Origin of the sequence: Prosthecodimorpha staleyi (assembly GCF_018729455.1) — a bacterium.
Taxonomy (GTDB): Bacteria; Pseudomonadota; Alphaproteobacteria; order Rhizobiales; family Ancalomicrobiaceae; genus Prosthecodimorpha; species Prosthecodimorpha staleyi.
This window is the reverse complement of record NZ_JAHHZF010000007.1, coordinates 167,459-189,095: the sequence shown is the minus strand read 5'-3', so window position 1 is coordinate 189,095 and position 21,637 is coordinate 167,459. Positions and strand designations below refer to the sequence as shown.

The following is a 21,637-nucleotide window of genomic DNA, read 5'->3' as shown; positions in this document are numbered from 1 at the left end:
TGGCTTGGGAGGCAAGTCTACGCCGCCGACCCGGCCGCCGCAGCCTTGCGGACATGCGCCAGGATGAGGGTCAGGGCTGCGGGCGTGACGCCCTCGATGCGGGCCGCCCGGGCGAGCGTGGTCGGCCGGGCCTCGACCAGCCGCTGCCGGCATTCGTTGGAGAGCCCGGCGAGCCCCTCATAGGCAAAGCCGTCCGGGATGACGACCGCCTCGTCGCGGCGCAGGGCCTCAATATCGGCGCGCTGGCGATCGAGATAGACCGCATAGGCGGCATCGATTTCGAGCTGTTCGGCGATGGCCGGCGCGATCGTGCCAAATTCCGGCCAGACCGCGGCGAGCCGCGCCACGGTCACGTCCGGATAGGCCAGCAGATCGAAGGCGCTGCGCCGGACGCCGTCCTGGTTGACCGCGATGCCGTGCCGGGCCGCTTCCGATGGGGTCAGCGTCAGGGCGCGGGCCAGGCCGCGCGCCGCATCGAGCGCCGCGAGCCGGTCCCTGAACCGCGCGGCCCGCTCCGTGCCGACCAGCCCCCAGGCGAGGCCGGCGGGCGTCAGCCTCTGGTCGGCATTGTCGGCCCGGAGCGTCAGCCGGTATTCGGCGCGCGAGGTGAACATGCGGTAGGGCTCGGTGATGCCGCGCGTGACCAGATCATCGATCATCACGCCGAGATAGCCCTCGTCTCGACCGATGGTCCGCCCCTGCCCACCCCCGGCGACGAGCGCCGCATTGAGGCCGGCCAGCAGGCCCTGCGCGCCGGCCTCCTCGTAGCCGGTCGTGCCGTTGATCTGGCCCGCCAGGAACAGGCCGGGCATGCGCCTGGTCTCCAGCGTCGGCCGCAGCTCGCGCGGATCGACATGGTCATACTCGATCGCATAGCCCGGACGCACCATCACGACCCGCTCCAGGCCCGGGATGGTCTTCAGCAGCGCCGCCTGCGCGTCCTCGGGCAGCGAGGTCGAGATGCCGTTCGGATAGACGGTCGGGTCATCGAGACCCTCGGGCTCCAGGAAGATCTGGTGCCCCTCGCGGTCGCCGAAGCGCACGATCTTGTCCTCGATCGAGGGACAGTAGCGCGGACCCCGTCCCTGGATCTGGCCGCCATAGAGCGCCGAACGCGACAGGTTGGCCCGGATCACCGCATGGGTCTCCGGCGTGGTCCGGGTGATGCCGCACTCGACCTGTGCATTGGGCAGGTGATCGGTCAGCATCGAGAAGGGTTCGGGCGTCGCGTCGCCGGGCTGCATTTCGACCGCCGACCAGTCGATGGTGCGTCCGTCGAGCCGCGCCGGCGTGCCGGTCTTGAGCCGCCCGAGGGTGAAGCCGATCCGTTCGAAGGCCCCTGACAGGCCGAGCGCCGGCGCCTCGTCGACCCGGCCGGCCGGGATGCGCCGGTCGCCGATATGGATCATCCCGCGCAGGAAGGTGCCGGTGGTGACGACCACCGCCCCGCAGCCGATCAGCCGGCCATCGGCCAGACGGACTCCGGCCAGCCGTTCCGACGTTATCACCAGATCGTCGGCCTCGCCCTCGACCACGGTCAGATTTGCGGTCGCCCGCACGGCTTCCTGAACCGCAGCGGCATAGAGCTTGCGGTCGGCCTGCGCCCGGGGGCCGCGCACGGCCGGGCCCTTGCGCCGGTTGAGGACCCGGAACTGGATGCCGCCAAGGTCGGCCGCACGACCCATGACGCCGTCGAGCGCATCGATCTCGCGCACCAGATGGCCCTTGCCGAGACCGCCGATGGCCGGATTGCACGACATGGCGCCGACCGTGGCAAAGCGATGCGTGACCAGGATGGTGGCGGCCCCCATGCGCGCGGCCGCGGTCGCCGCCTCGACGCCGGCATGGCCGCCGCCGATCACTACCACATCGCAGGTCAGGTCGCTGGTCATCGGTTCATCCATCGGAAACGGTCGGGGGACAGGGGCAACGCCAAGCCACGCGCAAGCAGCCGGCCGCAAGACCCGGTCGCCGCGTCGGTCGCGAAGCCAGGAGGATCGGCGCGTCCGCGCGGCCCTCCCATAGCGGATCCGCGACGCGGGTTGAAGTGTCACGATCATATCGGATCCGATTCGGATCCGAATCGAGTGTTTCACGTGAAACGTTCGTTTCGGATCGGGAATGATCACTTGCCGATGCAAAACTGACCGAAGATCACGTCGAGCAGATCCTCGACGCCGACCCGCCCGGTGATCCGTCCGATCGCGTCGCCGGCCGCGCGCAGATCCTCGGCGCGCAGTTCCAAGGGCAGGTCGCTGCGTTGCACGGCCAGGCGCAGGGCCGCCGCCGCCGTGGTCAGGGCCTCGCGATGTCGAACCCGTGTGATCAGCGGATCCTCGCCGGACCCGAGCGCCACGCCGGCCCGCGCGGCGATCTCGGAGCGCAGTCGGTCGAGCCCCTGCCCGGTCGCCGCCGAGACCGGCAGGTCCAGACCGACAGTCGCCGCCCGGTCCTGCGGCCGTCCGGGAACCAGATCGCATTTGGTCTGCAGCACCAGGAGCGGCACGCCGGAGGCCGGGCGTTCCGGCGCGGCGGGCGCATCCGCCGGCGACAGCCACAGCACCAGATCCGCTGCCCCGGCCCGTTCGCGCGCGCGCCGGATACCCTCCTGCTCGACCCGGCCCGGCGCATCGCGCAGCCCCGCCGAATCGACCAGGATCACCGGCAGGCCGTCGAGATCGAGCCGGACCTCGATCAGGTCCCGGGTCGTGCCCGGCTCCTCGGTGACGATCGCCGCCTCGCGACCGGCGAGCGCGTTGAGCAGGCTCGACTTGCCGGCATTGGGTGGCCCGGTCAGCACCACTTCGTAGCCGCGCCGGAGTCGCTCGCCCCGACCGGCGTCCGCCAACGCGCCTTCGATCTCGCCGAGCAGGATCGTCGCCTCGGACCAGGCCGCATCGCTGACCGAACCCGGTACGTCGTCCTCGTCGGGAAAATCGAGCTCGGCTTCGATCAGTGCCCGGATCGTGACGATGCGGGTCCGCCAGGCCTCCGCCTGCCGCGACAGCATCCCGCCCGCCTGCCGGATCGCTTGCCGCCGCTGCGCCTCCGTCTCGGCCGCGACCAGATCGGCGAGCCCCTCCGCCTCGGCCAGATCGATCCGTCCGGCCAGGAAGGCCCGCCGGGTGAACTCGCCCGGTTCAGCGGCGCGCAACCGCGGCAGATCGCGCAGACGGGCCAACAGCGCGGCAACCACGGCCGGCCCGCCATGGACCTGGAACTCGGCCATGTCCTCGCCGGTGAAACTCGCCGGGCCCGGCAGCCAGATGACCACGCCGCGGTCGATCACCGATCCATCCTCGGCGCGCAACGTACTCAGCCCGGCGCGACGCGGTTGGGGCAATCGACCGACCACCGCCATGACGGCGGCACCGCTATCCGATCCGCTCAGACGAACGACTGCGACCCCGCTCGGCAGGGCACCGCTCGACAGCGCAAAAATGGTCTGGTCTCGACGGCTCACGGATGCCTGCTCCTTGGCAGAAAGAGGGTCTTCAGGACGCAAGGGCCGCCGCCGTGATGACCCGTCCTCTGGCCGACATCAAGACGGATCGCCTCGGACGATCCGCCATCGCTATGTCCACTGCCGACCGCAATCGACACCGAGCAGCCGAACGCCTGTGCGATCCGCCACTGACTGACCGTCGATCCCGGCCTTTTGCAGCCGACCCGTCGCAGCTGCGGGTCCCGGCCGCCGTCTTCGTGGGCCCGTTCGGCGACCTTCTGGCAGCAGCCTTCGAGGTCGCCTTCGTTGCCGAGACATTTCCCCCGGCCGAGACCGGCCGGCGAACCGGGGTGGCGGCCTGGATGTCCCTGTTCCGTCCCAGATTTGCAGAGTTCGTCTGCAAGGAGCCGCGAGGCTTCACCACACATGAAAACGCCGCCTCGGACGGGCCAGGCGGCGTTCTGGTCGATTGGGACACGCCGTGCGGGAACGCGCCCTGTCCCATGGTTAGCTCGAACTTCGAGCCCGGAACGGTGAAACCGTCAGGTGTTCATCGAGTCGAAGAAGTCCGCATTGGTCTTGGTCTGACGCAACTTGTCGAGCAGGAACTCGATCGCATCGACGGTGCCCATCGGGGTCAGGATGCGCCGGAGCACGTAGGTCTTCTTGAGCACGTCGGCCGGAACCAGCAGTTCCTCCTTGCGCGTGCCGGAGCGCGTGATGTCCATCGACGGGAAGGTGCGCTTGTCGGCGACCTTGCGATCGAGGATCAGTTCCGAATTGCCGGTGCCCTTGAACTCTTCGAAGATCACTTCGTCCATGCGGCTGCCGGTATCGATCAGCGCGGTCGCGATGATGGTCAGCGAGCCGCCCTCCTCGATGTTGCGCGCCGCGCCGAAGAAGCGCTTCGGACGCTGCAGCGCGTTGGCATCGACACCGCCGGTCAGCACCTTGCCGGAGGACGGCACGACGGTGTTGTAGGCGCGGCCGAGGCGGGTGATCGAATCCAGCAGGATGACCACGTCGCGGCCATGCTCGACCAGGCGCTTGGCCTTCTCGATGACCATCTCGGCGACCTGCACATGCCGCACGGCCGGTTCGTCGAAGGTCGAGGACACCACCTCGCCCTTCACGGTGCGCTGCATGTCGGTCACTTCCTCGGGCCGCTCGTCGATCAGCAGCACGATCAGGTAACAGTCCGGATGGTTGGTGGTGATCGACCGGGCGATGTTCTGCAGCAGCACCGTCTTGCCGGTGCGCGGCGGGGCGACGATCAGCGCGCGCTGGCCCTTGCCGAGCGGGGCGACGATGTCGATCACACGCGACGACATGTCCTTGCCGACCGGCTCGTCCATCTCCATCCGGAAGCGCTCGTCGGGATAGAGCGGCGTCAGATTGTCGAAATGGACCTTGTGGCGGGCCTTGTCGGGATCCTCGAAATTGATCGAGTTGACCTTCAGCAGTGCGAAATAGCGCTCGCCTTCCTTCGGGCTGCGGATATGGCCCTCGACCGTGTCGCCGGTGCGCAGCGAGAAGCGGCGGATCTGCGACGGTGAAACATAGATGTCGTCGGGACCCGGCAGGTAGTTCGCATCAGGCGACCGTAGAAAGCCGAAGCCATCCAGCAGGACTTCGACGACGCCTTCGCCGATGATCTCGACTTCCTGGGCGGCCAGTTGCTTCAGGATTGCGAACATCAGCTCCTGCTTGCGCATGGTGCTGGCGTTTTCGACTTCGAGCTCCTCGGCAAAGGCAAGAAGCTCGGTCGGCGACTTCGATTTAAGATCCTGAAGCTTCAACTGCTGCATCGGCGGGAGTCTTTCGGGGGCGGTGAGCATTGCGACCGATCGTTTCGGAAAGCAGGTCCGCTCGTCTGACGTTCCGGTCGGTTATGGGCGGACGCGGAAGCGGGACGAGTACGCGGATGCGGACGGGAAAAGGCGGGCGGGGCGATATCCGGTCGATGGACGACCCGATCGGATGATGATCCTGAGGGGTCCGCCGGGGCGGCGCAAGGCGCGCCACGCTCCGTCCGCGTGGGCTGGGCGGAGAGAATTTAGTCCGGCGCGAGGATTCGAACAAGCCCCCCACGCCGAGGAAAAGCATCCGGCCGGATCCGGACCCCGCCCGGCCGTCGAAACGGGTCCTGCGGCTCAGGATCGGGTGGTCAGAACGGCTTGACGATGACCAGGACGACGATGCCGATCATCAGGAGCGCCGGCACCTCGTTGAGAACACGCCAGGTCCGTTCGCTGTAGCGGTTGCGGTCCTCCGCGAAGGCCCTGACCGAGGCCGAGAGATGGCCATGCACGCCCGAGAGCACCAGCACGAGGGCGAGCTTGCCGTGCAGCCAGCCGCCGTGGAAGCCGAACACCGACCAGGCCATCCACAGCCCGGTCACCCAGGCGATGATCATGGCCGGATTGAGGATGATGCGCAGCAGGCGCTGCTCCATGCCCTTCAGCAGGACCGATTCCGGCGAGCCGACCGCGACGCTGCAATGGTTCACGAACAGGCGCGGCAGATAGAGCATGCCGGCCATCCACGAGATGATCGCAACCACATGCAGCGACTTGATCCACAGATAGGCCTGCCCCGGCGTCGTGGCGATCACGGCGGCGAGGATCGCGACGGTCACCGCGATGGCGATGGCGGCGCGGACGGCCGGCGAAGCGGCGCGTGGCCGATAGGCGGAGTTCATCGGCTCACCTCTGCGCCGCCCGGACGCGTTCGACCAGCCGACCGACCATGGCCGGATCGGCGTCCGGCGTGATGCCATGGCCGAGATTGAAGATCAACCGCCCGCCGCCGAGCGTCTCCAGAATCCGATCGACGCCCTCGTCGAGTGTCCTGCCGCCCATGATGACCCTGAGCGGATCGAGATTGCCCTGTACGGCGATGCGCGGCTGCAGCATGTCGCGGGCGTAGCCGAGCGGCACGGTCCAATCCAGCCCGACCGCGTTGACGCCGGTCCGCGCGGCGAAATCGGGCAGCGCCGCCGCAGCCCCCTTCGGGAAACCGATCACCCTGGCACCCGGCACGCGGGCACGCAGGCCGGCGACGATGCGCCGGGTCGGCTCGACCACCCAGCGATCGAACTCGGCCTCGTCGAGCACCCCGGCCCAGGTGTCGAAGATCTGGACGGCATCGGCGCCGCTGGCCATCTGCCGGGCCAGATAGGCAATCGAGGCTTCGACCAGGATGTCGATCAGGCGGGCGAAGCCGTCTGGATCGCTCAACGCGGCACGGCGGGCGGGCGCCTGGTCGGGCGTGCCGCGTCCGGCGATCATGTAGGTGGCGACCGTCCAGGGTGCCCCGCAGAAGCCGAGCAGGGTCGTCTCGCCGGGTAGGCCGGCGCGAATGCGCTCGACCGCCTCGAAGACCGGTGCCAGATGGTCGAGCACCCGGCTCGGATCGAGCCGGCCGACCTCGGCGAGATCGAGCGGATCGAGCCGCGGCCCCTCGCCTTCCACGAAGCGCACGGGCTGACCCAGCGCATCCGGGATGACCAGGATGTCGGAGAACAGGATCGCCGCATCGAAGCCGTAGCGCCGGATCGGCTGCAGGGTCACCTCGGTCGCCATCTTCGGGGAATAGCAGAGGTCCAGGAACCCGCCGGCTTCGGCCCGAGTCGCCCGGTACTCGGGCAGATACCGGCCCGCCTGCCGCATCACCCAGATCGGCGGGGGGAAGACGGTCTCGCCGTCGAGCACCCGTATCAGCTTGCGCTCTTTCCGGCTCGCGTCCTGATCCACAGCCTTCCCCTTCTACCCTTCGATTCACGAAGTGATTGTTTTGACTCTTTGATCCTGAATTACCGGGATCGGCGGTCCTCCACAATGACTCACGTGAAACGCCACAGGGCGTTGCCGAGGGGTGCTGCGGCGCGGTAGATTTATCCACGGCTCCGGCGTTAACCATTCGTTTACCGCGGTAAACAAGGCATTAACGACCGTCAGCGGAGACAGCCCGCTGTGGATAGGGAGTCCATGACCGTCTCGGTTCGGGCCCCTTGCCCAACGATCGGGAAAAGCCGGCTTCGCACTCTCTCCGGCGAAGGTCCCTGTTGATCGTTTTTGCCCGAGGGGTATGACTGGCCGGTCGACACGCGATCCGGCCGGGTTTTCCACGGATCGGCCGAAGGCTGGGGAAAACTCCGTGCAGAAGGTGACCAACTATTTCCATCTCCATCTGGTTTCGGATTCCACCGGCGAGACCCTGATCACCGTCGCCCGGGCGGCCGCCGCCCAATACGATTCCATCGAGGCGATCGAGCATGTCCATCCGCTTGTGCGCAACGACCGCCAGCTCGACCGCGCCCTGATCGAGATCGAGGCCTCGCCGGGCATCGTCCTTTATACGCTGGTCAATGCCGAACTGGCTCAGCGGCTGGAGCGCTTCTGTCGCGATCAGGGTGCGCCCTGCGTGTCGGTCCTGTCGCCGGTCCATGATGTGTTCCGGACCTATCTGAACGTCGCCCAGACCTACAAGGCCGGTGCCCAGCACGAGCTCGACGCCTCCTATTTCCGACGCATCGACGCGCTCAACTTCACCCTGGTCCATGACGACGGGCAGCTGGCCGAGGATGCCGACGACGCCGATGTCGTCGTGATCGGCGTTTCGCGCACCTCCAAGACGCCAACTTCGATCTACCTGGCCAATCGCGGCGTGAAGGTGGCCAACATCCCCTTCGTCCCCGGGGTTCCGATCCCGGAATCGGTCTTCGCCGCGACGCGGCCGCTGATCGTCGGTCTGGTGGCGAGCCCCGAGCGGATCGCCCAGATCCGCGAGAACCGGGTCCTCTCGCTCGGAAGCCGGGCCTTCGACACCAGCTATGTCGATCGCCAGGCCATCGCCCAGGAGATCGCCCAGATGCGCCGGCTCTGTGCCGACAACGGCTGGCCGCTGATCGACGTGACCCGCCGCTCGATCGAGGAGACCGCAGCCGGCATCATCGCGCTCCAGCGCGACCGCAAGGGGCCGCTCGCGTGACCGGCATGGGCCTCGTCCTCGCCTCCAAGAGCGCAACCCGCATCGAGTTGCTGACCCGCGCCAGCATCGCCTTCGATGTCGAAGGCGCCGGCATCGACGAACGCGACGTTGAGGCCCCGCTGCTGCTAAGCGGGGCCGATCCGGCAACGATCGCCAGCCATCTCGCCGACGCCAAGGCACTGGCCGTCTCGCGCCGCCGTCCGGGCGACCTGGTGCTCGGCGCCGACCAGACGCTCGGGCTCGGGCCGGAGCTCTTCGTCAAGGCCGATGACCGCGCCGGTGCCGAAGCCCAGCTTGCGCGCCTCGCCGGGCGGACCCATCAGCTCCATGCCGCCCTGTCGCTGGCCGTCGACGGCAGCGTGGTCTGGCGGCACCTGTCCTCGGCCAGCCTGACGGTCCGGCCGCTCTCGGCGGATTCGATCGGTGCCTATCTCGATGCGACCGGTGATGCGGTGCTGGGCAGCGTCGGCTGCTACCAGCTTGAAGGGCTCGGCATCCGGCTGTTCGATCGGATCGAAGGCGACTATTTCACCATCCTGGGGCTGCCGATGCTGCCGCTCCTCGCCGAACTCAGAGCCCGGGGCCTGATCGATCCATGACCGCGGTTACGGCCCCTGCCGTCTCCCCGCCTGCCGCCGGACGGTTCGGCGCCCGCGCCTGCGTCATCGGCTGGCCGGTCGATCACGCCCGCTCGCCGCTGATCCACGGCTACTGGCTCGACCGCACCGGTCTCGACGGCACCTACGAGCGCGTCGCCGTCGCGCCGAACGAGATTCATGCTTTCCTCGAGCGCTTCCCAGAAAGCGGCTATGCCGGCGGCAACGTCACCGTGCCACACAAGGAGGCCGCCTTGGCCGCCTGCGACGAGGTCGAGCCGGTCGCGCGCGCCATCGGGGCTGTGAATACGTTGTGGGTCGACGGTGGAAAGCTCTACGGCACGAACACGGATGCCCTGGGCTTTCTGGCCAATCTCGACGAGACGGCACCCGGATGGGACAAAGAGCCCGGCCCTGCCCTTGTGCTGGGCGCCGGCGGCGCGGCCCGGGCGGTCGTCTGGGCGCTGATCCAGCGCGGCTTCCGGCCCAAGATCGCCAACCGCAATGTCGCCAGGGCCGAGGACCTCGTCCGCACCTTCGGCGGCGGCAGCGAGGCCTATCCGTGGGAGGCGCGCCAGGCCCTACTCTGGGACGCCCGCATCCTGGTCAACACCACCTCGCTCGGCATGAAGGGCATCGGCGACATCGGCCTCGATCTGCGCGGCGCGCGCGGCGATGCGCTGATCACCGACATCGTCTACGTTCCGCTGGTGACCGATCTCTTGGATCTGGCCACCTCCTGGGGGCTCCGCACCGTCGACGGGCTCGGCATGCTGCTGCATCAGGCCGTGCCCGGCTTCGAGCGCTGGTTCGGGCTCCGGCCGTCCGTCGATGCCGGCCTCAGGGCGCGGATCGTCGCCGATATCGAGGGCCGCGCACTATGATCGTCCTCGGCCTGACCGGCTCCATCGGCATGGGCAAATCGACCACCGCCGCCATGTTCATGGCCCGCGGTATCCCGGTGCATGAGGCCGACGCGACCGTGCACCGGCTCTATCGCGGTGCCGCCGTCGCTCCGATCGAGGCGGCCTTTCCGGGCACCTCTCGGGACGGCGTCGTCGACCGCGATCTGTTGTCGGCGCGCGTGCTCGGTCGTCCCGATGAGATCCGGCGCCTGGAGGCCATCGTGCATCCGCTGGTCCGGGCCGAGGAGACGGCCTTCCTGGACGCGGCGCGCCGGGGCGGCCGGCCGGTCGTCGTGCTCGACGTGCCGCTCCTGTTCGAGACCGGCGGCGCGGCGCGCGTCCATGCCGTTGCGGTCGTCTCGGCCGATGCGGCCGTGCAGCGCGCCCGCGTGATGGCCCGCCCGGGCATGACGCAGGCCAAGCTCGACGCCATCCTGGCGCGCCAGGTGCCGGATGCGGAGAAGCGGCGGCGGGCGCATTTCGTCATCGACACCGGCCGCGGGCTCGCGGCGGCCGAAATCCAGGTCGATGGCCTTCTGCGCGTCCTGGCGCAGATGTCGTCGGGGACAACCGGCCGGCGGCCCCTTGCCACAAAGGGGGCCGAGTGATTCGATTCCGTCTCGCTTCGACCGGGATGACCCAGCATGCGTGAGATCGTACTCGACACGGAAACCACCGGGCTCGACCCGCGCACCGGCGACCGGATCGTCGAGATCGGCGGCGTCGAACTGGTCAACCATATTCCGACCGGCCAGAGCTACCATGTCTACATCAACCCCGAGCGGTCGATGCCCAAGGCGGCCTTCGACGTGCACGGGCTGTCCGACGAGTTCCTGAAGGACAAGCCGGTCTTCGCGGCCGTCGCCGAGGATTTTGCGACCTTCATCCGCGATGCGCGGCTGGTCATCCACAACGCCTCCTTCGACATCGGCTTCATCAATGCCGAGTTCGCCCGGCTGCGCATGCCGCCGGTGCCGCCGGAACTGGTCCTCGATACCCTGGCGCTGGCCAAGCGCCGCCATCCGGCCGGGCCGAACTCGCTCGACGCGCTCTGCTCGCGCTACGGCATCGACAACAGCCGCCGGACCAAGCACGGCGCCCTGCTCGATTCCGAACTGCTCGCCGAGGTCTATATCGAGCTGATCGGCGGCAAGCAGGCCGCCCTCGGCCTGTCGGCATCCGACGGCGGCAACGGTCGCGGCGGCTTCGTCGCACGGCGCCGCGCCGGCCCACGCCCCGAGCCGCTGCCGCCGCGCCTGACCGCGGAGGAACTGGCGGCCCATCAGGCTTTTGTCGCCAAGCTCGGCGAGCAGTCGGTCTGGAAGAAATACGAGGCCGAAGACCCGGCACCGACGGCCGCGGCCGGATGACGTCGGCGGGGCGCCGCACGCAAACGAAAGGGCCGCCCCGAAGGACGGCCCCCAATCCGACCGGGTGTTGATCGGGCAAGGATCAGTTCGGCTGGCCGGCCTGGGCCTGCGCCAGATTCTGCTGATAGAGCGCGACGAAGTCGATCGGGTCGATCATCAGCGGGGGGAAGCCGCCGTTGCGGGTCGCGTCCGCGACGATCTGGCGCGCGAACGGGAACAGCAGCCGCGGGCACTCGATCAGCACGAAGGGGTGCAGATGCTCCTCCGGCACGTTGGTGATGCGGAACAGGCCGGAATAGACCAGCTCGACCGCGAAGATCACTTCCGCGCCCTGGCCCGCACGGGCCTGCAGCGAAAGGTCGACTTCGAACTCGGTCGCCGAGAGCGGGCGGGCGCCGACATTCACGTTGATGTTGAGCTGCGGCCCGGCTTCACGCGGCTGCAGCGACTGGGGCGCGTTCGGATTCTCGAACGAGAAATCCTTCACATATTGGGCCAGCACGTTGACCGAGGGGGCGGCGCCTTCGCCGGGGCCCATGCTGGTGCCGTTGCCGTCGTCCATGCTCATGATGATCCGTGGTCCTCGATTGGTGGGCCGGACCGGCTGTCGACGGTCGCACGCCCCGAAAGGCGCAATTCCGCTAGCACGTTGCACCCGCCGTCACAAGGACGGGGCTTTGCTGCCGGAAAGACGCCGTGCCGTTACGGCCGGCGCCCATCCTCGTCGGGCCCGGTGATCCGCGGCCGCGCGGTCGGGTCGGGCTGCGCGGTCGGGTGGGGCCGCGACGCGGGTGGGGTCGTCTCGTGCCATTCCTCCGGGTCGAGATCGACCACCGTGCGGCCGACGCCGGATCGGCGCCCGCGCACGACCACGATGGTGGCGTTGCGGGCGAGGGCGGCCAGGATCAGGGAGCGGATCGGCGGCAGGAACAGGAGGATGCCGAAGATGTCGCTGACGAAGCCGGGCAGCAGCAACAGGAGGCCGCCCAGCCCGATCAGCGCGGCATGGCCGATCGCCTGCGGCGGCAGTTCGCCGTGCCGCATCTCCCGACGGATCGCCATCAGCGCCGCCATGCCTTGCTGCTTCAGAAGAACGGCGCCGAGAAACGAAGTGCCGACGATGGTCGCCAGTGTCGGCAGGATGCCGATCTCGCGCCCGACCGCGATGAAGGCGGCGATCTCCAGAAACGGCCAGGCCAGGAAGGCCAGAAGCAGGATGAGCCCGGCGGGCATTGCGGCGGATCCTCTGTCATGTCCCGATGTCCGATACGGCATCCGTCGACGGCGGGCGCAGATCCACATGGGGATTGCGGCGTCATCAGGGAAGAGCCGTCGCCGGATGTGCGCGCCGACGCGTCGATCCTGTTGCGCTTCCGTCTGGATCCCGCTTCGGGATAGACTACATAACAGACGACGCGACGCGACCGCTCCATGGCCGCCGCCGCGAGCGAGGTCCGGGAGACGATGGGTCAAATACTCGACTTCTACAACATCATATTCCTCGTGCTCGCGGTGGTCGTATTTTTGCGGCTGAGGAGCGTGCTCGGCCGCAAGACCGGCAGCGAGCGTCCGCCGGTCGATCCCTATCAGGGCCGCGATCGTCCCGAGGTCGGCGATCGTGACAACGTCATCCCGATGCCCCCGCGCGGCGCTCCGGGGTCCGGGCCCGAGCCCGTCGGAGAGACCGGCGAACCGGTGCCGGAAGGCAGCGCGCTCGACCGCGCCCTGCGCGCCGTCATGGCCGCCGACCGCACCTTCGAGCCGAACCACTTCCTGGCCGGCGCCCGCGCCGCCTATGAGATGATCGTCACCGGCTTCGCCACCGGCGACCGCAAGGCCCTGCGCCCGCTCCTCTCCAAGGAGGTCTTCGACGGCTTCTCCGCGGCGATCCAGGATCGCGAATCCCGCGGCGAGAAGGTCGAGACCACCTTCGTCGGCATCGACAAGGCCGAGATCGTCGAAGCAGGGATGCGCGCCAATTTCGTCCAGATCACCGTGCGTTTCGTCAGCCAGCTGATCACCGTGACCCGCAATGCCCAGGGCGACGTGATCGACGGCGATCCGACGAAGGTCTCCGACCTGGTCGACATCTGGACCTTCGAGCGCAATGCCGGCTCCGCCGATCCGAACTGGTACCTGGTCGCCACCAAGACGCCGGACTGATCGCCAGCCTCCCAGATCCCGCGCCGACTGCGCCCCGGCGCTGCCGGCTCCAGGGCTCACCCCGACCCCGCCGAGCCCGATGCCCGACATGCCGATCGGTTTCCGCCTTCGCGACCTGCCCTTCGCCGCCCTCCCCGGCTGGGCCGAGGATCGTCACGGCGAGGCCATGACGGCCTTCCTGCTCTCCGCCGCCCGGATGATCGACGAGCCGCCGCGGACCCGGGCGCTCGGCGTCGACGGCGCGGCGCTCGTCCGTATCGCACGCGCCGCCCTGGAGGCGGCGCCCTTCGACGACCGGTCGGCACGCGCCTTCTTCGAGGCCCGGTTTCGCCCGATGGCGGTCGAGCCGGCCGAGGGCACGCCCTTCCTGACCGGCTATTTCGAGCCGGAAGTCGACGGTTCGCGCGTCCCCTCCGCCCGCTTCACGGTGCCGCTGTACCGGCGCCCTGACGATCTCGTCGACATCCGCGACCACAACCGGCCGCCCGGCCTCGATCCGGCCTTCGCCTTCGCCCGGTCGAGCCCGGACGGGATCGTGCCCTATCACGACCGGGCCGCGATCGAGGACGGCGTGCTGGCCGGCCGCGGGCTCGAACTGGTCTATCTGGAGGACCCGGTCGAGGCCTATTTCATCCATGTCCAGGGCTCGGCCCGCATCCGTCTCGCCGATAGCGGCACCCTGCGGGTGACCTATGACGGCAAGGCCGGCTGGCCCTATACGTCGATCGGCCGGCTGCTTGTCGAACGCGGCGTTGCGCCGGCCGCGGAGATGACCGCCGACCGGCTGATCGCCTGGCTGAAGGCCGATCCGGCGCGCGGCCGGGCGCTGATGCGCGAGAACCGCTCCTACATCTTCTTCCGCGAGACGCCGGACCTCGATCCCGGCCTCGGCGCGGTCGCGGCGGCGGGGGTGCAGATCACGCCTGGCCGGTCGCTGGCGGTCGACCGGCTGCTGCACACCTTCGGCACGCCGATCTACCTCGATGCCGACCTGCCGCTCGGGTCCGACGGCGCACTGACGCCGTTCCGACGGCTGATGATGGCCCAGGATACCGGCTCGGCCATCGTCGGGCCGGCGCGCGGCGATGTCTTCGTCGGCTGCGGCGCGGATGCGGGACGTCGCGCCGGCTTGATCCGGCACGCGCCCCGTGCCTTCGTGCTGCTCGTGCCGAAGGAGTGAACGATGGGCGGCGGGCGGCGACGCAATCGTGGCTTGAGCGAGGAGGAGAAGGCGCTCTGGGACAAGGTGGCCGAATCGGTCTCCCCGCTCCTCGCCCGCCGCCGGCGCCGCAAGGCGGCCGCTCCCGCCCCGGCCGAACCGCTGACCGAGCCGGTCCACGACGATGCGCCCGTCTCGGCCGCCTCTCCGACCGCCCATCCGCCGCCGCCGCGCCATCCTGCGCCCGACGCATCCGGGACCGCCGGCAAGCCGAAGGCCAAGCCCTCGCCCACCCCGCTGGCCCCGATCGACACGCGCACCCGGCGCAAGCTGGTGCGCGGCACCATGGCGATCGAGGAACGGCTCGACCTGCACGGCATGACCCAGCACGACGCCTATCGCGAACTGCGCCGTTTTCTGGCCGGCGCGCAGGCCCGCGGCGCCCGCATGGTGATCGTGATCACCGGCAAGGGCCGTAGTTCGTCGGGGCCCTATGCGCTCGACGGCACCGAGCGCGGCATCCTGCGCCGGGTCGTGCCGCAATGGCTGGCCATGCCGGACCTGCGCGACGTGGTGATCGGCTTCGACGAGGCCCATACCGCCCATGGCGGCGCCGGTGCGCTCTATGTCCGCCTGCGCCGGCCGCGCCACCTGACGATCGAGATCGAGCCATGACCCCGTTCGGCGCCAAGCTGCGCGAATTGCGCCGTCAGCGCGGCGTGACGCTGCGCCAGATGGCCGAGGGCCTCGGCGTCTCGGCCGCCTATCTGTCGGCGCTCGAACATGGCAAGCGCGGCGTGCCGACCTGGTTCATGGTCCAGCGCATCATCGCCTATTTCAACGTCATCTGGGACGAGGCCGAGGAGCTGCAGCGCCTCGCCGAGGCCTCCGACCCGCGCATCGTGATCGACACCTCGGGCCTCGAGCCCGAGGCGACCGAACTCGCCAACCTGCTCGCCGCCCGCATCCGCGGCCTGTCCAAGGCCTCCCTGCGCGACCTCACCTTCCGCCTGCGCGCCGCCGCCGCCAAGGACGGGGTCTGAGGCCTCACCCGCTCCGGTCGACGCTGCCCAGGCCGACCGGATTCACAAAATGAACCGGCTCAGGTCGGCGTTCTTGGCCAGGTCGCCGATATGGGCGCGGACATAGGCGCGGTCGACCGTGATGGTCTGGCCGGACTGGTCCGCCGCCGTGAACGAGATATCGTCGAGGATCCGTTCCATGACGGTCTGCAGCCGGCGGGCACCGATATTCTCGACCGTCGCGTTGATGTCGACGGCGACCGAGGCGATCTCGTCGATGCAGTCGTCGGTGAAGACCAGTTCGACGCCCTCCGTCCGCAACAGCGCGACATACTGCTTGATCAGGCTGGCCTCGGTCTCGGTCAGGATGCGGCGGAAATCCTCACGGTCGAGCGGCTTCAGCTCGACGCGGATCGGCAGGCGGCCCTGCAGCTCGGGCAGGAGGTCGGCCGGGGTGGCGACATGGAAGGCGCCGGAGGCGATGAACAGGATGTGGTCGGTCTTCACCGGCCCGTATTTGGTCGCCACCGTCGTGCCTTCGATCAGCGGCAGCAGGTCGCGCTGCACGCCCTCGCGGCTGACGTCGGCGCCGCCGCGCACGCTGTCCGACCGGGCGCAGATCTTGTCGATCTCGTCGAGGAACACGATGCCGTCATCCTCGACCGCCCGGATCGCCTCCTGGACGACCTGGTCCTGATCGAGCAGCTTGTCGGATTCCTCGGCGATCAGGAGCTTGTGGCTGTCCTTGACCTGCACGCGCCGCGGTTTCCGGTTGCCGCCGAGGGCCTTGCCGATCATCTCGCCGATATTGATCACGCCGACGCCGCCCGGCAGGTTGGGCATCTCGAAATTCGGCATGCCGGCGCCCGGGCCGGCCGGCGCCACCTCGATCTCGATCTCCTTGTCGTCGAGCTCGCCGGCGCGCAGCTTGGCCCGGAAGGCCTCCCGGGTGGCCGGGCTGGCGCCCTTGCCGACCAGCGCGTCGAGCACGCGCTCCTCGGCGGAGAGATGCGCCTTGGCCTGCACCTGCTCGCGCTTGGCGGCCTTGACGAGGCCGATGCCGACCTCGACCAGGTCGCGCACGATGCTCTCCACGTCGCGGCCGACATAGCCGACCTCGGTGAACTTGGTCGCCTCGATCTTCAGGAAGGGCGCGTTGGCGAGCTTGGCCAGCCGGCGCGAGATCTCGGTCTTGCCGACGCCGGTCGGGCCGATCATCAGGATGTTCTTCGGCAGCACCTCGTCGCGCATGGCGCCCTGGAGCTGCTGGCGGCGCCAGCGGTTCCGGAGCGCGACCGCGACGGCGCGCTTGGCGTCCTTCTGGCCGACGATGTAGCGGTCGAGTTCGGAGACGATTTCGCGCGGGGAGAAACTGGTCATCGGGGCGTGTCCGGGCGGCGGAGCCGCAAAGTGGTGTGACGGCGGGAGCGGCGGGCGAGTGGCAGGGCCGCCAGCGGCGAAGCCGCCATCAGAGCTCGCTCGCCAGCGATTCGATCGTCAGATTGGTGTTGGTGTAGACGCAGATCTCGGCGGCGATCGCCATGGCCTTGCGGGCGATGGTCTCGGCGTCGTGGTCGGTATCCATCAGCGCCTTGGCGGCGGCGAGCGCATAGTTGCCGCCGGAGCCGATGCCCATGACATGGCCCTCGGGCTCGAGCACGTCGCCGGTGCCGGTCAGAACCAGGGTGACGCCCTTGTCGGCGACCAGCATCATCGCCTCCAGCCGGCGCAGGTAGCGGTCCTGGCGCCAGTCCTTGGCGAGTTCGACGCAGGCGCGGGTCAGCTGGCGCGGATACTGTTCGAGCTTGGCTTCCAGCCGCTCGAACAGCGTGAAGGCATCGGCGGTCGCGCCGGCGAAGCCGGTGATGACCTCGCCCTTGGCGATCGAGCGGACCTTGCGGGCGGTCGATTTCATCACCGTCTGGCCGACGCTGACCTGGCCGTCGCCGGCCAGCACGACGCGCCCGTTCTTGCGCACCGCCAGGATGGTGGTGCCGTGCCAGACGGGGGCGGAGGAACGGGTATCGTCCATGAAAGGATACTCCGGGAGCGGTTCCGGAACGGCGGAGCGGACGGACGGCAGCAGGAAGATCGCCGGTCCGCCGGGACGGGAACGCTGGGGCAGGGGTGGTCGGACCGGCATGTAGGCATGGCTTTGCGGAATTGCCAGCACCCGCCGTCCGCGCCGCCGTGTGCCTTAGCCCAGCAGGTGGCCGACGACCTTGGCGGTGAAGTCGACCATCGGGATGATGCGGCCGTAGTTGAGCCGGGTCGGGCCGATCACGCCGAGGGCGCCGACGATGCGGTTCTCCTTGTCGCGATAGGGCGAGACGACCAGCGACGAGCCGGACAGCGAGAACAGCTTGTTCTCCGAGCCGATGAAGATGCGCACGCCGTCGCCGCGCTCGGCCGAGCCGAGCAGCTGAATCAGGTCGCGGTTGCGTTCGAGATCGTCGAACAGCAGCCGCAGCCGCTCCAGGTCCTCGGCCGCCTTCACGTCCTCGAGCAGGTTCGAGCGGCCGCGCACGATCAATTGCTGCGGCCGACCCTCCGCGGCGCCCGCCCAGCTGACCAGCCCGGCCTCGACCACGCGCGCGGTCAGTTCGTCGAGCTGCGCCTGGCGCTCGATCTGCAGCCGCTCGATTTCGGCGCGCGCCTCGTTGAGCGTCCGGCCGCGGATATTGGCATTGATGAAATTGGCGGCTTCGACCAGGGCGGAGGAGGGCAGGCCGGCAGGCAGGTCGACGATCCGGTTCTCGACATTGCCGTCCTCGCCGACCAGCACAACGAGGCCTTTGCCGGGCTCCAGCCGAACGAACTCGATATGCTTCAGGCGCAGGTCGGACTTGTTGGTCAGCACGATGCCGGCGCCGCGCGACAGGCCGGACAGGAGCTGGCTCGCCTCGGTCAGCACCTGCTCGGACGAGCGCGGCGCCCCGCCGGCCTTGACCTCGGCCTCGATGCGCGTGCGTTCCTCCAGGCTGAGATCGCCGATCTCCATCAAGGCATCGACGAAGAAGCGCAGCCCGATCTCGGTCGGCAGCCGCCCGGCGGAGGTGTGCGGGGCGTAGATCAGGCCGAGATGCTCCAGATCCTGCATCACGTTGCGCACCGAGGCCGGCGACAGCGCGATCGGCAGCACCTTCGAGACATTGCGCGAACCGACCGGTTCGCCGGTCTCAAGATAGGATTCGACGATGCGGCGGAAGATCTCCCGCGAGCGCTCGTCGATCTGGGCGAGCGAGCCGGCTTGCGGGACCTTCGGGGGCTGGATCATCGGACTTTCTGACAGGTTGGAGGGAGGAAGATGGAACCACGGCGGCGCCGACCGTGCAATTCTCGTTCCCGGGATCGGGCCATTTTGCTTGCATGCGTCCGGCTGCCTCGGCTACGGAACCGTCCCGACCCACCCGACATCGCTCCTTCGAACCGACCGAGGCTCCCATGCGTCCGTCCAAACGCGCCCCCGACGAATTGCGCCCCGTCACGCTGGAGCGCGGGGTGTCCAAGCATGCGGAAGGCTCGTGCCTCGTCAAGTTCGGCGATACCCACGTCTTCTGCACCGCGAGCCTCGAGGACGGCGTGCCGTCCTGGCTGCGCGGCCAGCGGCGCGGCTGGGTCACGGCCGAATACGGCATGCTGCCGCGCGCGACCCATGACCGGACCCGGCGCGAGGTCAATTCCGGCAAGCCGTCCGGCCGCACCCAGGAGATCCAGCGCCTGATCGGCCGCTCGCTCCGGGCCGTGGTCGACCTGGAGGCGCTCGGCGAGCGGCAGATCTCGATCGACTGCGACGTGATCCAGGCCGACGGCGGCACCCGCACGGCGGCGATCACCGGCGCCTGGCTGGCGCTGCGCGACTGCCTGGAATGGATGCGCGTGCGCAAGATGGTCGACGGCAAGGTGCTGAAGGATCATGTCGCCGCCATCTCGTGCGGCATCTATCGCGGCACGCCGGTGCTCGATCTCGACTATGCGGAGGATTCCGCCGCCGAGACCGACGCCAATTTCGTTATGACCGGCTCCGGCGGCATCGTCGAGATCCAGGGCACCGCCGAGGGCAAGCCGTTCACGCCCGAGGAGCTCAACGCCCTGCTCGATCTCGCCCGCGGCGGCATCGCCCGCCTGGTCGACCTCCAGCGCATGGCCATCCTGTGACGGCGCGCCGCCTCGCCGGCGGCCGGCTGGTCGTCGCCACCCACAACAAGGGCAAGCTGATCGAGATCGAGGATCTGGTCCGGCCCTACGGCTTCGACGCCGTCTCGGCCGGCAGCCTCGGCCTGCCGGAGCCCGAGGAGACCGGCACGACCTTCGAGGCCAATGCCGAGCTGAAGGCGCGCGCGGCGGCGGAAGCCTCCGGCCTGCCGGCGCTCGCCGACGATTCCGGTCTTGCCGTCACCGCGCTCGGTGGCGATCCGGGCATCTATTCCGCGCGCTGGGCGGGGCCGGACAAGGATTTCGGCCGCGCCATGCGCAATGTCGAGGAACTCCTGCAGCAGAAGGGCGCGGTCGCGCCCGAGGCCCGGCACGCCTATTTCGTCGCCGCGCTCTGCCTCGCCTGGCCGGACGGCCATATCGAAACCTTCCGCGGCGAAGTCCACGGCACGCTGGTCTGGCCGCCGCGCGGCGACCTCGGCTTCGGCTACGATCCGATGTTCCTGCCCGAGGGCGAGACGCGCACCTTCGGCGAGATGACGCGCGAGGAGAAGCACGGCCGCGGTCCCGGCCGCGACGGCCTTTCGCATCGGGCTCGCGCCTTCTCGCTGTTCGCCCGCGCCTGCCTGGAGGCTTGAGCGGAGCCGATGAGCGCCACCGAGCCCGGTTTCGGCATCTACCTGCACTGGCCCTTCTGCGCGGCCAAGTGCCCCTATTGCGACTTCAACAGCCATGTCCGCCACGATCCGCCCGACCAGGCGCGCTGGGCGCGGGCCCTGACGGCGGCGATCGCCCATGACGCCGCGCTGGTGCCCGGGCGGACCGTCACCTCGGTCTTTCTCGGCGGCGGCACGCCGTCCCTGATGGCGCCGACGACCGTCGGCGCCGTGATCGACGCCATCGCCGGGCATTGGCGGCTGGCGAGCGATGTCGAGATCACCCTGGAGGCCAACCCGTCCAGCGTCGAGGCCGAGCGCTTCCGCGGCTACCGGGCGGCCGGCGTCAACCGCGTCTCGCTCGGCGTGCAGGCGCTGAACGACGCGGACCTGAAGAGCCTCGGCCGGCTGCACAATGTCGAAGAGGCCCTGAAGGCGATCGGGCTCGCCCGCGCGACTTTCCCGCGGCTGTCCTTCGACCTGATCTATGCCCGGCCGAAACAGACCGTGGAGGCCTGGACGGCGGAACTGCGCCATGCGCTCGATTTCGCCGCCGATCATCTGTCGGTCTATCAGCTGACCATCGAGGAGGGCACGCGCTTCGCCGACCTGCACCGACTCGGCAAGCTGATCACGCCCGACGAGGACACCGCCGCCGATCTCTACGAGGCGACGCGCGGCCTGCTTGAGGCCGCCGGCATGCCGGCCTACGAAGTCTCCAACCATGCCGTGCCGGGCGCGGAATGCCGGCACAATCTGGTCTACTGGCGCTATGGCGAATATGTCGGCATCGGCCCCGGCGCCCATGGCCGGCTCGTGCTGGGCGACGGCCGCCATGCCACCGCCGACGAGAAGGTGCCGGAGCGCTGGCTGCAGCGGGTCGAGACGCAAGGCCACGGCCGCATTGTCGACGATCTCCTGACCCTCGACGAGCAGGGCGACGAGTATCTGCTGATGGGCCTGCGCCTCGCCGAGGGGCTCGATCTCGCCCGCTTCGAGACCATCTCCGGCCGCGCGCTCGATCCGAGCCGGCTCGCCGATCTGACCGGCCACGGCCTGGTCGAGACCACCCCCGATGGCCGCCTGCGCGCCACCCCGGCCGGCTTTGCGATTCTGGACGCGATTGTCGCCGATCTGGCGGCGTGAGTGCACTATCGGAGGTCGGCAGGCCGCG

The 21,637-nt window shown here is 69.2% G+C and carries 22 protein-coding genes; 12 read left to right on the top strand and 10 right to left on the bottom strand.

Going from position 1 to position 21,637, the window contains the following annotated elements:
- Positions 1-17: 17 nt before the first annotated feature.
- The 5 genes from mnmG to hemE form a co-directional block, all read right to left on the bottom strand.
- Positions 18-1,892: a tRNA uridine-5-carboxymethylaminomethyl(34) synthesis enzyme MnmG gene (gene mnmG, locus KL771_RS15445; RefSeq protein WP_261969440.1), complete on the bottom strand. Its 1,875-nt coding sequence runs from the start codon at positions 1,890-1,892 to the stop codon at positions 18-20.
- Positions 1,893-2,125: 233 nt separating this feature from the next.
- Entirely contained in the window at positions 2,126-3,463 is a 1,338-nt protein-coding gene (gene mnmE / locus KL771_RS15440; protein ID WP_261969439.1) for a tRNA uridine-5-carboxymethylaminomethyl(34) synthesis GTPase MnmE, read from the bottom strand.
- A gap of 524 nt (positions 3,464-3,987) precedes the next feature.
- A complete protein-coding gene (gene rho, locus KL771_RS15435; protein WP_054362045.1) occupies positions 3,988-5,253 on the bottom strand; it encodes a transcription termination factor Rho in 1,266 nt (421 codons plus the stop codon).
- 359 nt (positions 5,254-5,612) lie between these two features.
- The gene (gene hemJ / locus KL771_RS15430) at positions 5,613-6,146 is read right to left on the bottom strand and encodes a protoporphyrinogen oxidase HemJ (protein WP_261969438.1); all 534 of its coding nucleotides are present in this window, start codon (positions 6,144-6,146) and stop codon (positions 5,613-5,615) included.
- Between the two features lie 4 nt (positions 6,147-6,150).
- The gene (hemE, locus tag KL771_RS15425; protein ID WP_261969437.1) at positions 6,151-7,200 is read right to left on the bottom strand and encodes a uroporphyrinogen decarboxylase; all 1,050 of its coding nucleotides are present in this window, start codon (positions 7,198-7,200) and stop codon (positions 6,151-6,153) included.
- A gap of 403 nt (positions 7,201-7,603) precedes the next feature.
- On the opposite strand from hemE, the gene KL771_RS15420 reads away from it, so the two are divergent.
- From KL771_RS15420 to dnaQ, 5 genes are read left to right on the top strand one after another with little or no spacing between them, the layout of a single operon-like run.
- Positions 7,604-8,437: a pyruvate, water dikinase regulatory protein gene (locus KL771_RS15420; RefSeq protein WP_261969436.1), complete on the top strand. Its 834-nt coding sequence runs from the start codon at positions 7,604-7,606 to the stop codon at positions 8,435-8,437.
- Between the two features lie 5 nt (positions 8,438-8,442).
- Entirely contained in the window at positions 8,443-9,036 is a 594-nt protein-coding gene (locus KL771_RS15415) for a Maf family protein (protein ID WP_261969608.1), read from the top strand.
- On the top strand, positions 9,033-9,917 hold the full coding sequence (locus tag KL771_RS15410) for a shikimate dehydrogenase (RefSeq protein ID WP_261969435.1): 885 nt from the start codon (positions 9,033-9,035) through the stop codon (positions 9,915-9,917). Before KL771_RS15415 ends, KL771_RS15410 begins: the two co-directional genes overlap by 4 nt.
- Positions 9,914-10,546 carry a dephospho-CoA kinase gene (gene coaE / locus KL771_RS15405; protein WP_261969434.1) on the top strand — a complete coding sequence of 211 codons (633 nt, stop codon included), beginning with the start codon at positions 9,914-9,916 and terminating at the stop codon, positions 10,544-10,546. The genes KL771_RS15410 and coaE overlap by 4 nt, the downstream gene beginning before the upstream one ends.
- Before the next feature lie 36 nt (positions 10,547-10,582).
- Positions 10,583-11,308: a DNA polymerase III subunit epsilon gene (gene dnaQ / locus KL771_RS15400; RefSeq protein WP_261969433.1), complete on the top strand. Its 726-nt coding sequence runs from the start codon at positions 10,583-10,585 to the stop codon at positions 11,306-11,308.
- An 82-nt stretch (positions 11,309-11,390) separates the two neighbouring features.
- Here dnaQ and secB read toward each other — a convergent pair whose 3' ends face one another.
- Both secB and KL771_RS15390 read right to left on the bottom strand, forming a co-directional pair.
- Positions 11,391-11,870, bottom strand: coding sequence for a protein-export chaperone SecB (gene secB, locus KL771_RS15395; RefSeq protein WP_054359273.1), 480 nt, complete (start codon positions 11,868-11,870; stop codon positions 11,391-11,393).
- Between the two features lie 140 nt (positions 11,871-12,010).
- A complete protein-coding gene (locus KL771_RS15390) occupies positions 12,011-12,541 on the bottom strand; it encodes an FxsA family protein (RefSeq protein WP_261969432.1) in 531 nt (176 codons plus the stop codon).
- A gap of 198 nt (positions 12,542-12,739) precedes the next feature.
- On the opposite strand from KL771_RS15390, the gene KL771_RS15385 reads away from it, so the two are divergent.
- From KL771_RS15385 to KL771_RS15370, 4 genes are all read left to right on the top strand, one after another.
- Positions 12,740-13,471, top strand: coding sequence for a Tim44/TimA family putative adaptor protein (locus KL771_RS15385; protein WP_261969431.1), 732 nt, complete (start codon positions 12,740-12,742; stop codon positions 13,469-13,471).
- Between the two features lie 88 nt (positions 13,472-13,559).
- Positions 13,560-14,651 carry a murein transglycosylase A gene (gene mltA / locus KL771_RS15380; RefSeq protein ID WP_261969430.1) on the top strand — a complete coding sequence of 364 codons (1,092 nt, stop codon included), beginning with the start codon at positions 13,560-13,562 and terminating at the stop codon, positions 14,649-14,651.
- A gap of 33 nt (positions 14,652-14,684) precedes the next feature.
- A complete protein-coding gene (locus KL771_RS15375) occupies positions 14,685-15,305 on the top strand; it encodes a Smr/MutS family protein (protein ID WP_449301122.1) in 621 nt (206 codons plus the stop codon).
- Entirely contained in the window at positions 15,302-15,673 is a 372-nt protein-coding gene (locus KL771_RS15370) for a helix-turn-helix domain-containing protein (protein ID WP_261969428.1), read from the top strand. The genes KL771_RS15375 and KL771_RS15370 overlap by 4 nt, the downstream gene beginning before the upstream one ends.
- 42 nt (positions 15,674-15,715) lie before the next feature.
- Here the strand turns inward: KL771_RS15370 and hslU are convergent, their stop codons facing one another.
- From hslU to hrcA, 3 genes are all read right to left on the bottom strand, one after another.
- Positions 15,716-17,032: an ATP-dependent protease ATPase subunit HslU gene (hslU, locus tag KL771_RS15365; RefSeq protein ID WP_261969427.1), complete on the bottom strand. Its 1,317-nt coding sequence runs from the start codon at positions 17,030-17,032 to the stop codon at positions 15,716-15,718.
- Positions 17,033-17,120: 88 nt separating this feature from the next.
- Complete coding sequence (gene hslV / locus KL771_RS15360; RefSeq protein WP_261969426.1) at positions 17,121-17,684, bottom strand: ATP-dependent protease subunit HslV; 564 nt, start codon at positions 17,682-17,684, stop codon at positions 17,121-17,123.
- 165 nt (positions 17,685-17,849) lie between these two features.
- On the bottom strand, positions 17,850-18,929 hold the full coding sequence (gene hrcA, locus KL771_RS15355; protein WP_261969425.1) for a heat-inducible transcriptional repressor HrcA: 1,080 nt from the start codon (positions 18,927-18,929) through the stop codon (positions 17,850-17,852).
- Positions 18,930-19,096: 167 nt separating this feature from the next.
- Here hrcA and rph point away from each other — a divergent pair, with 167 nt between their 5' ends.
- The 3 genes from rph to hemW are packed head-to-tail and all read left to right on the top strand — an operon-like array spanning position 19,097 to position 21,609.
- Entirely contained in the window at positions 19,097-19,810 is a 714-nt protein-coding gene (rph, locus tag KL771_RS15350) for a ribonuclease PH (RefSeq protein ID WP_261969424.1), read from the top strand.
- On the top strand, positions 19,807-20,445 hold the full coding sequence (gene rdgB, locus KL771_RS15345) for an RdgB/HAM1 family non-canonical purine NTP pyrophosphatase (RefSeq protein ID WP_261969423.1): 639 nt from the start codon (positions 19,807-19,809) through the stop codon (positions 20,443-20,445). The genes rph and rdgB overlap by 4 nt, the downstream gene beginning before the upstream one ends.
- 9 nt (positions 20,446-20,454) lie before the next feature.
- Positions 20,455-21,609, top strand: a complete 1,155-nt coding sequence (hemW, locus tag KL771_RS15340) for a radical SAM family heme chaperone HemW (protein WP_261969422.1) — start codon at positions 20,455-20,457, stop codon at positions 21,607-21,609.
- Positions 21,610-21,637 lie beyond the last annotated feature (28 nt).

What these genes read in the sequence shown, in the direction of transcription:
- KL771_RS15370 (WP_261969428.1), top strand. Translation starts at nt 15,302, where the DNA reads ATGACCCCGTTCGGCGCCAAGCTGCGCGAATTGCGCCGTCAGCGCGGC.
- dnaQ (WP_261969433.1), top strand. Translation starts at nt 10,583, where the DNA reads ATGCGTGAGATCGTACTCGACACGGAAACCACCGGGCTCGACCCGCGC.
- coaE (WP_261969434.1), top strand. Translation starts at nt 9,914, where the DNA reads ATGATCGTCCTCGGCCTGACCGGCTCCATCGGCATGGGCAAATCGACC.
- hrcA (WP_261969425.1), bottom strand. Translation starts at nt 18,929, where the DNA reads ATGATCCAGCCCCCGAAGGTCCCGCAAGCCGGCTCGCTCGCCCAGATC.
- mnmG (WP_261969440.1), bottom strand. Translation starts at nt 1,892, where the DNA reads ATGACCAGCGACCTGACCTGCGATGTGGTAGTGATCGGCGGCGGCCAT.
- secB (WP_054359273.1), bottom strand. Translation starts at nt 11,870, where the DNA reads ATGGACGACGGCAACGGCACCAGCATGGGCCCCGGCGAAGGCGCCGCC.
- hslU (WP_261969427.1), bottom strand. Translation starts at nt 17,032, where the DNA reads ATGACCAGTTTCTCCCCGCGCGAAATCGTCTCCGAACTCGACCGCTAC.
- hemJ (WP_261969438.1), bottom strand. Translation starts at nt 6,146, where the DNA reads ATGAACTCCGCCTATCGGCCACGCGCCGCTTCGCCGGCCGTCCGCGCC.
- hslV (WP_261969426.1), bottom strand. Translation starts at nt 17,684, where the DNA reads ATGGACGATACCCGTTCCTCCGCCCCCGTCTGGCACGGCACCACCATC.
- rho (WP_054362045.1), bottom strand. Translation starts at nt 5,253, where the DNA reads ATGCAGCAGTTGAAGCTTCAGGATCTTAAATCGAAGTCGCCGACCGAG.
- mltA (WP_261969430.1), top strand. Translation starts at nt 13,560, where the DNA reads ATGCCGATCGGTTTCCGCCTTCGCGACCTGCCCTTCGCCGCCCTCCCC.
- KL771_RS15410 (WP_261969435.1), top strand. Translation starts at nt 9,033, where the DNA reads ATGACCGCGGTTACGGCCCCTGCCGTCTCCCCGCCTGCCGCCGGACGG.
- KL771_RS15385 (WP_261969431.1), top strand. Translation starts at nt 12,740, where the DNA reads ATGGCCGCCGCCGCGAGCGAGGTCCGGGAGACGATGGGTCAAATACTC.
- KL771_RS15415 (WP_261969608.1), top strand. Translation starts at nt 8,443, where the DNA reads ATGGGCCTCGTCCTCGCCTCCAAGAGCGCAACCCGCATCGAGTTGCTG.
- rph (WP_261969424.1), top strand. Translation starts at nt 19,097, where the DNA reads ATGCGTCCGTCCAAACGCGCCCCCGACGAATTGCGCCCCGTCACGCTG.
- KL771_RS15390 (WP_261969432.1), bottom strand. Translation starts at nt 12,541, where the DNA reads ATGCCCGCCGGGCTCATCCTGCTTCTGGCCTTCCTGGCCTGGCCGTTT.
- hemW (WP_261969422.1), top strand. Translation starts at nt 20,455, where the DNA reads ATGAGCGCCACCGAGCCCGGTTTCGGCATCTACCTGCACTGGCCCTTC.